The 13643-nt window shown below is 68.7% G+C and carries 14 protein-coding genes and 1 pseudogene; 8 read left to right on the top strand and 7 right to left on the bottom strand.

What is annotated here, in order from left to right; all coding sequences use genetic code 11:
* The 4 genes and pseudogenes from IF64_RS27235 to IF64_RS0118870 all read left to right on the top strand — a co-directional run.
* A pseudogene (locus IF64_RS27235) lies at nucleotides 1–439 on the top strand (hypothetical protein); the annotation flags it as partial.
* A 51-nt stretch (nucleotides 440–490) separates the two neighbouring features.
* Complete coding sequence (locus tag IF64_RS0118860) at nucleotides 491–1399, top strand: DUF2268 domain-containing putative Zn-dependent protease (protein WP_030533470.1); 909 nt, start codon at nucleotides 491–493, stop codon at nucleotides 1397–1399.
* 29 nt (nucleotides 1400–1428) lie between these two features.
* Entirely contained in the window at nucleotides 1429–2196 is a 768-nt protein-coding gene (locus tag IF64_RS0118865) for a MerR family transcriptional regulator (RefSeq protein ID WP_030533471.1), read from the top strand.
* Between the two features lie 42 nt (nucleotides 2197–2238).
* Nucleotides 2239–3225 (top strand): IS481 family transposase, encoded by a 987-nt coding sequence (locus IF64_RS0118870; RefSeq protein WP_030533472.1) that lies wholly within the window; start codon nucleotides 2239–2241, stop codon nucleotides 3223–3225.
* Nucleotides 3226–3250: 25 nt separating this feature from the next.
* Here IF64_RS0118870 and IF64_RS0118875 read toward each other — a convergent pair whose 3' ends face one another.
* Nucleotides 3251–4135 carry a TetR family transcriptional regulator gene (locus IF64_RS0118875; RefSeq protein WP_084705962.1) on the bottom strand — a complete coding sequence of 295 codons (885 nt, stop codon included), beginning with the start codon at nucleotides 4133–4135 and terminating at the stop codon, nucleotides 3251–3253.
* 109 nt (nucleotides 4136–4244) lie between these two features.
* On the opposite strand from IF64_RS0118875, the gene IF64_RS0118880 reads away from it, so the two are divergent.
* On the top strand, nucleotides 4245–4733 hold the full coding sequence (locus IF64_RS0118880) for a hypothetical protein (RefSeq protein WP_211252612.1): 489 nt from the start codon (nucleotides 4245–4247) through the stop codon (nucleotides 4731–4733).
* 74 nt (nucleotides 4734–4807) lie between these two features.
* Here IF64_RS0118880 and IF64_RS0118885 read toward each other — a convergent pair whose 3' ends face one another.
* A complete protein-coding gene (locus tag IF64_RS0118885) occupies nucleotides 4808–5866 on the bottom strand; it encodes a M23 family metallopeptidase (RefSeq protein WP_030533475.1) in 1059 nt (352 codons plus the stop codon).
* 178 nt (nucleotides 5867–6044) lie between these two features.
* On the bottom strand, nucleotides 6045–7106 hold the full coding sequence (locus tag IF64_RS0118890) for a cation diffusion facilitator family transporter (RefSeq protein ID WP_084705963.1): 1062 nt from the start codon (nucleotides 7104–7106) through the stop codon (nucleotides 6045–6047).
* 90 nt (nucleotides 7107–7196) lie between these two features.
* Here IF64_RS0118890 and IF64_RS0118895 point away from each other — a divergent pair, with 90 nt between their 5' ends.
* Nucleotides 7197–7616 carry an ArsR/SmtB family transcription factor gene (locus tag IF64_RS0118895; RefSeq protein ID WP_051757987.1) on the top strand — a complete coding sequence of 140 codons (420 nt, stop codon included), beginning with the start codon at nucleotides 7197–7199 and terminating at the stop codon, nucleotides 7614–7616.
* 43 nt (nucleotides 7617–7659) lie between these two features.
* Here the strand turns inward: IF64_RS0118895 and IF64_RS0118900 are convergent, their stop codons facing one another.
* The 3 genes from IF64_RS0118900 to IF64_RS0118910 are packed head-to-tail and all read right to left on the bottom strand — an operon-like array spanning nucleotide 7660 to nucleotide 10639.
* A complete protein-coding gene (locus tag IF64_RS0118900) occupies nucleotides 7660–8427 on the bottom strand; it encodes an SDR family NAD(P)-dependent oxidoreductase (RefSeq protein WP_030533478.1) in 768 nt (255 codons plus the stop codon).
* On the bottom strand, nucleotides 8424–9449 hold the full coding sequence (locus IF64_RS0118905; protein WP_030533479.1) for a phosphotransferase family protein: 1026 nt from the start codon (nucleotides 9447–9449) through the stop codon (nucleotides 8424–8426). The genes IF64_RS0118900 and IF64_RS0118905 overlap by 4 nt, the downstream gene beginning before the upstream one ends.
* Nucleotides 9446–10639, bottom strand: a complete 1194-nt coding sequence (locus IF64_RS0118910; protein ID WP_030533480.1) for an acyl-CoA dehydrogenase family protein — start codon at nucleotides 10637–10639, stop codon at nucleotides 9446–9448. Before IF64_RS0118910 ends, IF64_RS0118905 begins: the two co-directional genes overlap by 4 nt.
* Nucleotides 10640–10788: 149 nt before the next feature.
* Here IF64_RS0118910 and IF64_RS0118915 point away from each other — a divergent pair, with 149 nt between their 5' ends.
* Entirely contained in the window at nucleotides 10789–11394 is a 606-nt protein-coding gene (locus IF64_RS0118915; protein ID WP_048808132.1) for a TetR/AcrR family transcriptional regulator, read from the top strand.
* A 120-nt stretch (nucleotides 11395–11514) separates the two neighbouring features.
* On the opposite strand, the gene IF64_RS0118920 is transcribed toward IF64_RS0118915, so the two are convergent.
* Nucleotides 11515–12402 carry an endonuclease I family protein gene (locus IF64_RS0118920; protein WP_051757989.1) on the bottom strand — a complete coding sequence of 296 codons (888 nt, stop codon included), beginning with the start codon at nucleotides 12400–12402 and terminating at the stop codon, nucleotides 11515–11517.
* Nucleotides 12403–12730: 328 nt separating this feature from the next.
* Here IF64_RS0118920 and IF64_RS0118925 point away from each other — a divergent pair, with 328 nt between their 5' ends.
* Nucleotides 12731–13399, top strand: coding sequence for a C39 family peptidase (locus IF64_RS0118925; RefSeq protein ID WP_030533483.1), 669 nt, complete (start codon nucleotides 12731–12733; stop codon nucleotides 13397–13399).
* Nucleotides 13400–13643: the final 244 nt, after the last annotated feature.

Here is a 13643-nt window from a genome sequence, read left to right on the forward strand (position 1 = left end):
CGCGGATGTGACCGCCGACCTGTTATTGGGCAACGACCCGGGCGTTCGCGTCCCGGAAGCCGCTGCCATGGTCTACCTGCACATGCCGGTTGACGCGGCCCTGTCGATGTCCGACAGCGGCTGCGAGCTCGACGGCTATGGGCCGATTCCGGCTGCGGTGGCGCGGGAGATCATGACCAACCGCGACAGCACCTGGCGGAAGGTGATCTGCGATCCCGCCACCGGCCAACCTCTGGATCTCGGCCGTAGTCGCCGACGGCCCAACGCGGCCATCCGCGAACTCGTCCGCGTGCGCGACCGGGAATGCGTCGTGCCCTGGTGCCGACGACCCGCTCGGCACTGCGACCTCACACCGGCAGACGCCGACCGATACTCCCGCCGAAACGATCCGACCCCGACGAACCGCCACCCTTCTAGGTGTACTGACCGGGGACATTGATCGAGGAAACGGTTGACCTTGTCGTAGCGGCAATGTTTACGGTCGCTTGTCATGACCATTTCAATGATTGACAGTGCCTCGGGCATGAACCGAGTCCTGACGGCGGACGCGAAGGATCGCGCCGACCTCATCCGTGACATGTGGGCTCCGATGGCCGGGATGTACCACTTCATCCCCGGCGGCGTGGACATGGCCACCGTGCACCAGCAGAACTTCGGCTTCCGTCCGGACTCCGCGATCGAGCAGGTCCGCGAAGGTCTGGAATCCCTTGTCGCGGCCGATGCGTGGACCCGCATCGAGAAGGCCCTCGAGGACGGGGTCGCAGCGTTGACGTCTGCCGATCCGGGTGTGACCATCCCCGACCTGAACGTGCTGCTCGTCCTGGGAGATCCGACCAGCCAGCACTTCGTCGACGAGGTGCAAGGGATGTCAGGGTTCGGCGGCATCAGCGGCTACATCGCCATCACCGTCTGGCCCACCTCGCGCGTTCTCGATCGCCTCGAGGCGATCGCGGTCCACGAACTGCACCACAACGTGCGCTATTCACCCGGCGGGATCGTGTGGGACCCACAGACGGTGATGGTTGGCGAGCACGTTGTGTCCGAAGGGCTCGCCGACGTTTTCGCGTCCGAGTTGTATGGCGCCGCCGGCTACACCCACTTCGTGCGCGATGAAACCCGCTCCGACGACCAGGTCCTGGCGAAGGTTGCCAGCGGCCTGGGCGTCACAGGAATGGCAGACTTCGCCGCCTGGGTGCTGGGCGACTCGAGCGCACAACTGTTCGGTGCCGAGCCTGTCGGCTTGCCGACCGGGGCCGGTTATGCAGCCGGTGCTCGGCTTGTCCGCGAATACCTCGACGCCACGGCCGCCACGGCCGCCCAAAACGTCCGCACTCCCGCGTCCGATATCCTGCGCATTGCGCTGCCACGGCTGGGCCTGACCACAGACGCGGCACACTGAGCAGCACGTCGATCGACAGGAGCCCGGTGATGGAATGGACGGTGCACGAGCTCGCTGAACGCGCAGGCATCAGCGGCCGCACGCTGCGCCACTATCACCGCATCGGGCTGCTTGAACCCGATCGCGTCGGGTCCAACGGCTACCGCTACTACGGTCCCGACGCGGTCGCTCGCCTGCAACGCATCCTTCTGCTCCGCGACACGGGTATGCCACTGGCCGACATCGCCGCAGTGCTCGACGCCCCCGAGACGCCGACCGCCGAGGTCGAAGCGCTCGAGGCCCACCTGACACAGCTCGCCGAGGACCGCGAGGCCCTGGACCGGCGCATCAGCGCGGTCAAGCACACCCTGCAGATGCGCCGCGAGGGCCGCGAACCGCGCATGGATGTGATGCTCGAAGGCTTCAACGACCGCTACGAGGCCGAGGTCGTACGACGGTGGGGACGCGAGGCCTTCGACGCGTCGAACCGGTGGTGGCATGCCAAGTCCGTGGAACAGCAACGCGACTGGCAGGCCAACGCCCAGGCCCTGCTCACGCGGTGGGCAGAAATCCACGAAGCCGGCCACACACCCGGCTCACCAGTTGCTCAAGCGCACGCTGCCGACCACGTGGCCTGGTTCGCTGACATCCCCGGGACACCCACCCACGCCGGCGATGCCGAACGATCCGCCGCAATGGTGCAAGGCATGGCCGACCTCTACGAAACCAACCCCGACTTCCACCAAACCTTCGGCAGCCCAGAAGCCGCGCAGTTCGCCGCGAACGCCCTGCGCATCCACGTGCAGCATCCGGCCTGACAGCGGCGGATGCCGCGGCGACGTCCCGTACCGAAAGATGCTATGTCCCATCCCAACGCTGCCCTCACACCGCGTCACCGTCTGAAGGTTGCCCAACTCGTCGTCGAGGAGGGCTGGCCGATCAGTGAGGCCGCCGCCCGATTCCAGGTCTCGTGGCCGACCGTGAAACGCTGGGTCGACCGCTACCGCGCCGGCGAGCCCATGCACGACCGGTCCTCGCGCCCGAAGAGCTCGCCGAACAAGACGAGCAAGCCCGTCACGAAGCGGTGCGTCAACCTGCGGATCAGGTTGCGGGAAGGACCAGTTCAACTATCAGCGAGGCTCGGGATCGCGCCCTCCACCGTCCACCGCATCCTCACCACTGCTCGATTGAATCGGCTGTCGCACGTCGACCGGGCGACCGGCGAACCGATCCGTCGTTACGAGCACGCGCACCCCGGGTCGCTGGTGCACGTGGACGTGAAGAAGCTGGGGAACATCCCCGACGGCGGTGGCTGGCGCTACGTCGGCCGACGCCAAGGCGACCGCAACCGCGTCGCCACGCCGGACAAGCCACGCAATCAGCACGGCGGACCCAAGCTGGGCTACGCCTACGTCCACACCGTGATCGACGACCACTCCCGCGTCGCGTACACCGAGATCCACGACGACGAGACTGCTGTCACTGCCGTTGGCGTCCTGCAACGAGCTGTCAACTGGTTCGCCGAGCGTGGGATCACGATCGAGCGAGTACTGTCCGACAACGGCGGTGCGTACCGGTCGAATCTGTGGCGCGGTACCTGCGAGGCGCTGTCGATCCGTCCGAGGTACACGCGCCCATATCGCCCGCAGACGAACGGGAAGGTCGAGCGCTTCCACCGCACAATGGCCGACGGGTGGGCTTACGCCCGCTGCTACTGCTCAGAGGCAGAACGACGCGACGCTCTCGAGTCATGGCTGCATCACTACAACCATCACCGACCCCACACGGCCTGCGCCAACCAGCCGCCCTTCACGCGGTTGATCAATGTCCCCGGTCAGTACATCTAGGGACCGGTAGTGGCACGGAGTGCCGTTAATCGGCCAGGGCGGCGTTGATCCTGCGCACGACCTCGGCGGTCGGGGTCGACGTGGTGAACACGGTGACGACCGTCCCGTCGGCGGTCGTCGCCGTGTCGGTGGTGGCAGGTACGACGGTCGCCGAGGTGGCCGTCGAACCCGTGGCCGGCCCGGGTGTGGCGCTCGCCCGGCGAACCATGGCGAACGCGCGGTCGGCCAGGCCGTGTGCATCGACGGTGCCGCCGCTGTGCAACCATTGCCGCAACACGTGGTTGTGGGCGGCCGCCACGGCAGCGGCGACGATCGGCGCGCGCATGTCGGCCGCCGGATCACCCACGTCGTGGAACCGCTCACGCAGATAGCGCGTGAACACTCGCTGATAACGGTCGACGCTCGCGACCTCCTTGTCGCGCAACGACGTCACCGTGCGCGTCAACCGATATCGTTTCAACGATACGTCCGGATCGTCCAGATACGAGTCCAACACCAACCGCACCGCGCGGCACACCGCGTCAACGGGATCCTCGACACCCGGATCGGCCTCCGCCAACATCCGCTCGATGTCCGCGAGCAGATCGTCGTGATTCGGGAAAATCGAATCCTCTTTGGACCGAAAGTAGCGGAAGAACGTCCGCCTTCCCACTCCCGCCGCCGCGGCGATGTCGTCCACCGTCGTCGTGTCATAACCGTGCGACAGGAAAAGATCGATCGCCGCATGCGTCAACAACCGCCGCACCTTCCGGCGACCCGCCTCCGTCCGCCCCGCACGCGGGCGCGGAGACCCGTTCGACGACGACGCGACCGACACCGCCGCCGACCCGGACGACCCGGACGATGCCGCGGACGGCGGTACGGACGACGAACCCGACGACGAACCCGACGGCGAGGAAGAGGCGGTCATGCGGCGAAACGTAGCAGAAAACCCTTGCTAACGGCACTGAGTGCCATTAGCGTAATGGTCCACCAAGGGAGACCAGGCTGGAGCAATGACGCGCCGCAGGAGGACCGCGATGACCCTGGAGCTGGACGCGCAGGACACCACCCGTCCCGACTACCGCGGCACGTTCGGTTGGCCGGTCGAACAGTACGCGGGCGGCTTCCGCCTGATCACCGGCTCGGGCGTCGCCGCCGTCGTCGTACCGCGCGCGCTCTCCGACGCGGTGCTGACCGACCTGCGCAAACTCGACTGCCTCGGTCCGGCGCTGGGACTGCCGACCCGGCGGGAACGCGTCACCGTCCTGCTCGCCGAGGCCGACGACTTCGGCGCCGCCCACCACCAGCCTCCCGACGGCGTGCGGGTGCTGCCGGCCGGATCCGTGGTCCCCCTGCCCGACGGACGACCCGACTGCGCCGCCCAGTGGCTCGTCGAACCCGACCCGTTCCGGCGATGGCTGCCCAGCCTCGGCTCCGTGCTCGCGGCGCTGGCCACCGTGCCGAACACCCGCGCCGGACACGCCTCCGCACGCCGCGACATCCCGCGGGAACTGCTGACCTGGTGAACGAACGGGGCCGCGGCGCCCGCCGCTGTCGGCCCGGCCGCCCGGGCCGACAGCGGCGGTGCCGGTGCCGGCCGTCAGATGTCGACACCCTGACTGCGGAGCCAGGGGAGCGGGTCGATCTTGTTGCCGTTCTCGTGGATCTCGAAGTGCAGGTGCGGGCCGGTGGACTGGCCACGGTTGCCCATCGTCGCGATCTGCTGCCCCGCCGACACCTGCTGGCCGACCGACACCATCGACTGGTCGATGTGGCCGTACACCGAGACGATGCCGCCCTCGTGCTGGACGCGCACCCACAGGCCGAAACCGCTCGCGGGGCCCGAGTCGATCACCTCGCCGGGCAGCGTCGAATGGATGGGCGTGCCGATGCTGTTGGCGATGTCGATGCCGTAGTGGACCGTGCCCCACCGGGCACCGTAGGTCGACGTCAGCGTGCCCTCTGCGGGCTTGGCCGCTCCGCCGGGCACGGTGGGCGCCGCCGTCGACGAACCGCTCGCGAGCGTTTGCGTGCGGCTGACGAGCCGGTCGATCTCGGCCTTGGCCTCCTCTTGCTCGTCCTGCGCCGCGGTGTAGGCCTGTTCGGCCTCGGCCTTGGCCGACGCGGCCCTGCGCTCGTTGGACGTCGCCGTGCGCAGCGCCGTCGTGGCCTCGCGCTCGGATGCGCGTTTGGCGCCGAGCGCCCGTTGCATCCGCTCCAGGACGCTCAACTGGTCGTCGCTGATCGCATTGAGCAGGGACGAACGTTCCAGCATCTCCGTGGGACTGTCGGCACCGAGATAGGCCGACATCGAACCGATCGTGCTGCCCTGCCGGAAACTCGCCGAGGCGAACTTGTCCAGATCACCCTGCATGCCGTGGAAACGGCGGGCGGCCGACTCGGCGGCCGTGCGGGCCTTCTCGGCGCGTTCGCGCGCCTGGGTCGCGGCCTTCTGCGCCGCGTCGTGCTTGCGCTCGGCGTCGGTGAACGTCTGATAGCGCTGCGCCAGGCGGGCCTGCGCCTCGCGCAACTCGGTACGTGCGGTCTCGACGTCGTTCGTCGATTCCTGACCGTGAGCCGGGGTCATGGGGGCGACGACCAGCGCCAGCGCGGCCAGCGCAGCGGTCGTCACCCGTCTGAGCGCGTGGGGCGCACTCATGCGGGGTCTCCAATTGTGTTCCGGGCGTGTCGGGGGAAACACGCCACTCGGGTCGGGGTGTGGTGACTATGCGCAAAGTTCGGCCCGCGAAGCCAGCGCCTTTGAGAAGGACCACAACGATCCGATCACGCCCACGCCACGATCGGACGCTGAGTACTCGTGCCGGAACCCGGTGTGGTCATCCGCTCCCGTGCGCCTCGCCCGCGCCCACGAGCGGTTCGGTGTGCACCGACGCGGCCGTCAGCCGGGGCACCTCGGCCGTGAGTGCCCGTTCGACGTCGTGCGCGATGGCGTGCGCGGCGACGACGTCGAGCGTCCCGTCCACCGCGACGTCCAGCTCCGCGCGCATGCTGTGGCCCAGCCAGCGCAGCCGCACCTGACGCACCGCGTGGACCCCGTCGACCCCGGCCGCCGTGCGTTCGACGTGCTCGGTCAGGTCCGGTTCGACCGCGTCCATCAGCCGGCCCAGCACCTCGCGCGCCGCTCCGCGGAGCACCCCGAGGATGGCGACCGTGATGGCCAGGCCGACGATCGGGTCGGCGATCGGGAAACCGAGCATGCTGCCCGCCGCACCCGCGACGACCGCCAGCGACGTGAACCCGTCCGTCCTGGCGTGCAGGCCGTCCGCGACGAGCGCCGCCGAACCGATCTCCCTGCCGACCCGGATGCGGTACCGCGCCACCAGTTCGTTGCCCACGAATCCGGCGAAGCCCGCGAGCATCGCCACCCACGCGTGCGTCATCGGCACCGGATCGACCAGTCTGCGCACCGACTCGTAGCCCGCGAGCGCGGCCGACGCGGCGATCAACACCACGACGACGACCCCGGCCAGGTCCTCGGCCCTGCCGAAGCCGTAGGTGTAGCGCCGCGACGCCGCGCGCCTGCCCAGCACGAAGGCGATCGCCAACGGGATCGACGTCAACGCGTCGGCGAAGTTGTGGATCGTGTCGCTCAGCAACGCCACCGACCCGGTCACCAGCACGATCGCCAGCTGCGCGATCGCCGTGACCAGCAGCCCGACGAACGACCACGCCAGCGCGCGCAGTCCCTTCGCGCTCGTCTCCATGGCCGTGTCGACGCGGTCGGCCGAGTCGTGGCTGTGCGGGGTCACCAGGTGTTTCAGGCGGGCCACCAGGCTGCTCCCGTGCCCGTGCCCGTGCCCGTGCCCGTGCCCGTGCCCGTGCCCGTGCCCGTGGTCGGTGGGGTCGCCGGAGTGGTGGTGTTCGTGCTGACGTGTCACGGCATCACTATCTGCGTACTCACGCAGATAAGCAAGTGCGTATGTGCGTGAGAGTGATATTCGGTACGGACATCCAGTACGGTGACGGGCATGCACAGCTCGGTGCCCGACTTCGACATGCCGAACGACGAACAGGTCAACCTGGCCGCCGAGTCGTTCCGGCTGCTCGCCGATCCGACACGGATCAAGGTGCTGTGGGCGCTGCTGCAGGGCGAATCATCGGTGGCGTGCCTCGCGGAACTGGCGGGCGCCGCCCCGACCGCCGTCAGCCAGCACCTCGCGAAGCTGCGTCTGGCCGGCCTCGTGACCGGACGGCGCGAAGGCACGTTCGTCTACTACTCGGCCGCCAACAACCACGTCCGCGGGCTGCTCGCACAGGCGTTGTTCCACGCCGACCACATCGACCGCGACCTGCCACCCGCAGCCGACCCCGCGGCCGACAATGCCCACCACGAGGCTGCCCACCGCGAGAGCACCCGCAACGAGAACGCACCGCACGGCGTGGCCTGACCGCCCGTGCCGGCACCCCGTGCCGGCCGCTCCGTGTGGGTCGTCAGTGGCCCGACATTCCTCCGTCGACGGCCAGGGTCGTGCCGGTGACGTACGAGGATGCAGGGCTCGCCAGGAACACGACCGCCGTGTCGAGTTCTCGCTGCTCGCCCAACCTGCCGAGGGTGGAGGTCTGCTCGACGAACGGAAGCAGCTTCTCGTCCGGGATCTCCGCCGTCATCTCGCTCGCGAAGTACCCCGGTGCGACGGCGTTGACCCGGATGCCCTTGCGCCCGGACCACTGCTGGGACAGATCGCGCGTCATTCCCATGACCCCGGCCTTGCTCGCCGCGTAGGCGGCCTGCGGGGCGAACGACTTGATCAGGCCCAGCACGCTCGCGATGTTGACGATGCTCGAGCCCGGTTCCATGCGCCGTGCGCACGCCTGCGCGGCGAGGAACGCGCCGTTGAGGTTGATGTCGACGACCCTGCGGAACTCGTCGGGATCCTCCCTGAGCGCCGGGACCGCCGTGCCGACCCCTGCGTTGTTGATCAGCACGTCGAGTCTGCCGAACTCGTCGACCGCGGCCTCGGCCATGGCCTCGCAGCTCGCGGCGTCGCCGACGTCGGTGGCGACCGCCAGTGCGCGCCGGCCGGTCGCACGGACCCGCTCGGCCGTCTCGGCCAGGCGATCCGCCCGCCGGGCAGCGAGCACCACGTCGGCCCCCGCCTCGGCGAGCGCGACGGCGAATCCCGCACCGAGGCCCGAACTGGCGCCCGTGACGACGGCGACCCGGTCGTCGAGCCGGAACAGATCGAGCACGCCGGTCATGCGATGTCTCCCTTCAACGCCCGCAGCCCACCGGCGGCCAGCGGGGCGACGGCCTCGCCGACCCGGTCGAATCCCTCACCGCGGGTCATGCCCTGCTGATAGCGCGCGTGAATGCCCTCGGCGACCACGGCGATCTTGAAATAGCCCAGGCCGAGGTAGAACTCCAGGCGGCTCAGATCCCTGCCGCTCGTCTCGGCGTAACGCTGCGCCACCTCGCGCGCCGACGGCAACGCCGAGCTCGTCGACGCCGCCGAACCAGCGAGAACCGGGGCGAACGACGGGTCGGCATAAACCAGGTACAGACCCAGATCGGCGAGCGGATCACCCAGGGTCGCCATCTCCCAGTCGACCACCGCACGAATCCGTCCCGGATCGCCGGGATCGAGGATCGTGTTGTCGATGCGGTAGTCGCCGTGCACGATCGACGCCCCGCTCTCGGCGGGACAGAGCTCGGCGAGCCGGGCGTGCAGCGCGTCGATGTCCGGCAGCTCCCGGGTGCGCACCCGCTGCCACTGGTCGTACCAACGCCGCACCTGGCGCTCGAGATACCCCTCCGGCCTGCCGAAGTCGCCCAGTCCCACCGTGTGCGGATCGACCGCGTGCAGCGAGGCCAGCACGTCGACGAGAGCCTCCCCGCAGCGGCGGATGTCCGAGGGGGACAGTCGCCGCAGTTCCTCCTCGGTGCGCAGCACCGGACCCTCGACGTACTCGACGAGGGCGAACGGCACGTCGAGCACCGTGTCGTCGTAGGCCACGGCCTGTGCCACCGGAACGTCGGTGCCGCTGAGCGCGGCCACCACGCGGTACTCGCGCCACATGTCGTGGGCCGACGGCGTGAGGTTACCGAGCGGCGGCCTGCGCAGGACCCACCGGTGCTCGCCGTCGGTGAGCAGATACGTCAGGTTCGACTTGCCGCCGGCGAGCATCTGCGCGTGCAGCGTGCCGCCGAACCCGGGGACGGTGCGGGCGAAGAACTCCGTGAGGGCGGGCAGCTCCAGTCCGTCCGGTGTGGACTCGCTCATCGGGTGGACTCCTTGTCGTGCCTGCGCAGGACGCGGCGGGCGATCGACCACCGGTGCGTCTCGGAGGGACCGTCGTAGATTCGGAACGGACGGACCTCCCGCAGGAACCGGCTGAGCAGAATGTCGCCGGAGACGCCGAGCGAACCGCAGATCTGCAGTGCCCGATCGACACAGCGCCACACCGCCTCGGCGCAGAACGTCTTGGCGACCGATGTGGACTGTGCAGCCGACCGGCCCCGGTCGAGTTCCCAGCACGCCTGCGTGATGAGTCCGCGGGAGGCGGCGATGTCGATCTCGTTGTCGGCGATCATCTGCTGCACCATGCCCAGTTCGCCCAGCCGGGAGCCGAACACCTCGCGTTCGGAAGCCCGCGCCACGGCGATGTCCTGCGCGCGGCGTGCGATGCCGAGCCACCGCATGCAATGCGTCATCCGGGCGGGCCCGAGCCGGACCTGCGCGTACCGGAAACCCTCGTCGACCTCGCCGAGCACCGCCTCGTCGGGCACGAGGCAGTCCTCGAACACGACCTCCATGTGCCCGCCGTAGAGGCTTTCGTCGAGGGTGTCGATGTGCCGGACCAGCCGCATGCCCGGGTTGTCGGCGTCGACGAGGAACATCGTCGCGCCCTCGGTCCTGCCTGCGGAACCGGACGTACGGGCCATGCAGATCGCGAAGGCCGCCCCGTCGGCGCCGGTGATGAACCATTTGCGGCCGTTGATCCGCCAGCCGTCACCGTCGCGTACGGCGTGGGTCGTCAGGGCGGCCGGGTCCGACCCGGCACCCGGCGCGGGCTCGGTCATCGCGAAGCAGGAACGCACCTGTCCGTTCGCGAGCGGGCGGAGGTACCGCTGCTTCTGCTCCTCGGTCGCGATCGCCTCGAGCATGTGCATGTTGCCCTCGTCGGGCGCGGCGATGTTGAGCGCGAGGGGACCGAACAGCGAGTACCCCGCCTCCTCGAACACCGCGGCTCTGCCGCACATGTCCAGCCCGTGGCCGCCGTACTCGGGGGAGACGTGCGGCGCGAACACGCCCGCGTCCTTCGCCGCCCGTTGCAGCTCGGTGCGGACCTCCTCGGTGCGGGCGACACCGCCGTGCTGTTCCTCGAGCGGGACGACGACGTCACGGACGAAGGCCCTCGTGCGGTCGACGAGCTCGGCGACGTCCGGACTGTGGCTGAGGTCGACGGCCATGGCGACTCCGTTCGGCTAATGACGATTAGCCGAGACTGTAATGGTGCATCGCGCTGAGAGGCAACCTCGTGAGTACTCGGGAAGTTCTCGGCTATGCTCTGTTAGCCGGAACGCGCGTGGTCCGGTGCCGTGCGACGTGGGAACGAGGGATGGGCGTGGACCGGTTCGACGACATCCGCAACGCCGCGCTCGCGTTGTTCACCGAGCAGGGGTACCGGGCGACGACGATGGCCGACATCGGTACGGCCGTCGGGATGCGGGCGCCCAGCCTCTACAAACACGTCGCGTCCAAACAGGACCTGCTGGCCCGCATCATGAGTTCGACCATGGAGGCACTGCTCGCGGGCTACCGAGGTGCCGTCGCGACCACCGACGACCCCGCGGAACGCCTGCGCAGGGCCACCGAGGTCCACGTGCGCTACCACGCGCGGCACCGTCTCGAGGCCTTCGTCGGCAACCGGGAGATCGGCAGCCTCGTCGAACCCAGCCGTACTCACGTCCTGGACCTGCGTGCCGACTACGAGCGCGGCTTCCGTGACCTCGTCGCCGCCGGTGTGGACGCGGGCGTGTTCCACGTCGACTCGGTGCGGTTGGCCTCGTACGCGGTGCTCGACCTGGGCATGGGCGTCTCGGCCTGGTACCGGGAGGACGGCGAGCTCAGCGAGGACGCCGTGGTGTGGCAGTACAGCCGGTTCGCGTTGCGCCTCGTCGGATATCAGGGGCCCGGATATCAGGGGGTCGGATATCAGGGGTAGGCACCGACGTGCGTGCACGCCGGCTGCGCGGGTGACGACGACGAAGGCCGGTGTCCGCGTGCACGCGGACACCGGCCTGTCGTGGTCGGATCGGTGGGACCCGCCGGACCGGAGAACCGATCAGGAGGCCGACCGGGATGCCCCGGCGCCGCTCTGGCCGCCGAAGATCTCCTCGGCCCACTCGGGGTGATCGATGAACGGGTTGCGGTTCTGCTGGAACTGCTCGTAGATGACGTCGTTGCGCTTGCGCTCGAAGTCGTCGACGGGGTCGGCGTTGTGCCATTCGAGCAGGACCGACTGGCGTCCCATGAACGGCTGCTCGCCGTTGTCGACCTCGTCGTTGAGTTCGAGGTCCGGCGCACCGTCCTCGCCCTCGTACCGGACGGCCATGTAGAAGATCATGCGGGCGACGTCGCCCTTGACCTCGTCGCGGGGTTCGAACGAGTCGTCGTCGGTGAAGTTGCCGGGAGCGCCGTCGACCTCGTCGCCGCCGTTGTCGAAGTCCTTGTTGCCGCGGACGCTGTTCACCTGGACGTCCGTCGGCCGCAGGTGGTGGGCGTCCGCGCCGGGGCCCGAGGTGCCGAAGTCCCCGTGCGACTTGGCCCAGACGTGCTCGCGGTTCCAGTCGCCGCTGCCACCGCCGTTTGCGTCCTTGCTCCGGGACTCGCCGCTGTAGAGCAGAACGACGTTGTCCGGGTTGGCCGGATCCTCGTCGGCGGCCTTGATGGCGTCCCACACCTCGTCGTAGGACAGCTGGGTGCTTTCGCTGATGATGTCGTTGAGCGCCGACTTGAGTTCCTCGCCGGTCAACCCGTCGGTGCCGTCGTAGTAGCCGGCCGGTATGTCGGCCGGGGCGGTGTCGGCGGGCGCCGCGGTGCCTGCCGTCGCGGTGCCGTACGCCGTGCTGGTCGGTGCGTTCGCCGCAGCCGGAACCGGTGCGAGCATGCCCGCGGTGACCGCCAGGGTCGATACCGCCCCGACCGCCCACCGCGTCGTTCGTGTCCGCATCCCAGAACCTCGTTTCTGCCGTCGTCACAGAGGGCGGACGTCACTTTCACACGGTGTGGCGAAATGGCAGAACCGACGATCGTCGGCGAAAAGTGAACACCTCGTCACCGCGGCGTGATCACCGAACTTTCGTCGCATGAAATCCGCGAACGGATCAGTGGTCCTGCTCCGAACGGCGCAGTCAGAACGTCGTCACCCGGTTCGCGAATGTCTGCTATGTCGGTTATTGAGGGGCTTTCGGAAAATGTGTGAATGACTTTAGGCTGAGCCGAATCCGGTGGCATTACCGAACGTGATGCCCTCATCGCAACGAGTGGAGGAACGGCGCATGGTGGTACGGAGGACGGCGGCGCTCGCGGGTGCGGCCGCGCTGGCGTTGAGCGTGTCGGCACTGGTGCCGGCGCAGGCGGCGCCGGAGGCGGTGAGCACGCCGCCTGCGGTGGCTGGGCAGGCCACCGCAGGGCAGGCCGCGGGTGACGTCACGCCGCGGGGCGAGGTCACGCTGGACATCGAGTACCAGGTTCAGGAGACGAGCTACTGGTGCGGGCCCGCGGCGACCCGCATCGCGTTGTCGGCGAAGGGGATCTCCCGCAGTCAGGCCGACCTCGCGGCCGAGCTCGGGACCCACACGGGCGGGACCGACCACATCAGCCAGGTCACGACCGTGCTGAACAACCACATCGGCGGTTACACCACCACGGAGATGCCGAACGATCCGCCCACACAGGAGGAGAAGGACCTGCTGTGGAACAACATCGTCGGTGCCATCGACGGGGGTGAGGCGGTCGTCGCGAACATCGTCGCGCCGCCCGGGAACCAGCCTCCCGGCTACCCGTCCGACCAGACGATCTACCACTACTTCACCGTGACCGGATACAACGACGTCGACGGCACCGTGCAGATCGCCGATCCGGCCTCGTTCGGAGGGAATCAGATCTACTGGCTGACGTTCGATCAGCTCGCGTCCCTCATTCCGCCGAAGGGTTACAGTTCCTGATCGTTGTCGATCGGCTGATTTCTCGGGCAGAAGCGGCGCCTCGGAGCAGGGTTCACCTGATCCGAGGCGCCGCTTCGCTGATTTCCGACGCAGTACGGAACCCGTTCATGATTCTTTTTCCATGCGAGCCGGCGTGTTTTCCTCGTCGACTATGACGCACGGTTTCCGTGCGTTTCCCCAGTGTATTTCCTCGGGTGTTCCGACGATTCTGCGGTAAACTGGAGGACAGTTTTCTTCGCTCGCC

The sequence above is a fragment of the Prauserella rugosa genome (genome assembly GCF_000719975.1).
In the GTDB taxonomy this organism is placed as follows: Bacteria; Actinomycetota; Actinomycetes; order Mycobacteriales; family Pseudonocardiaceae; genus Prauserella; species Prauserella rugosa.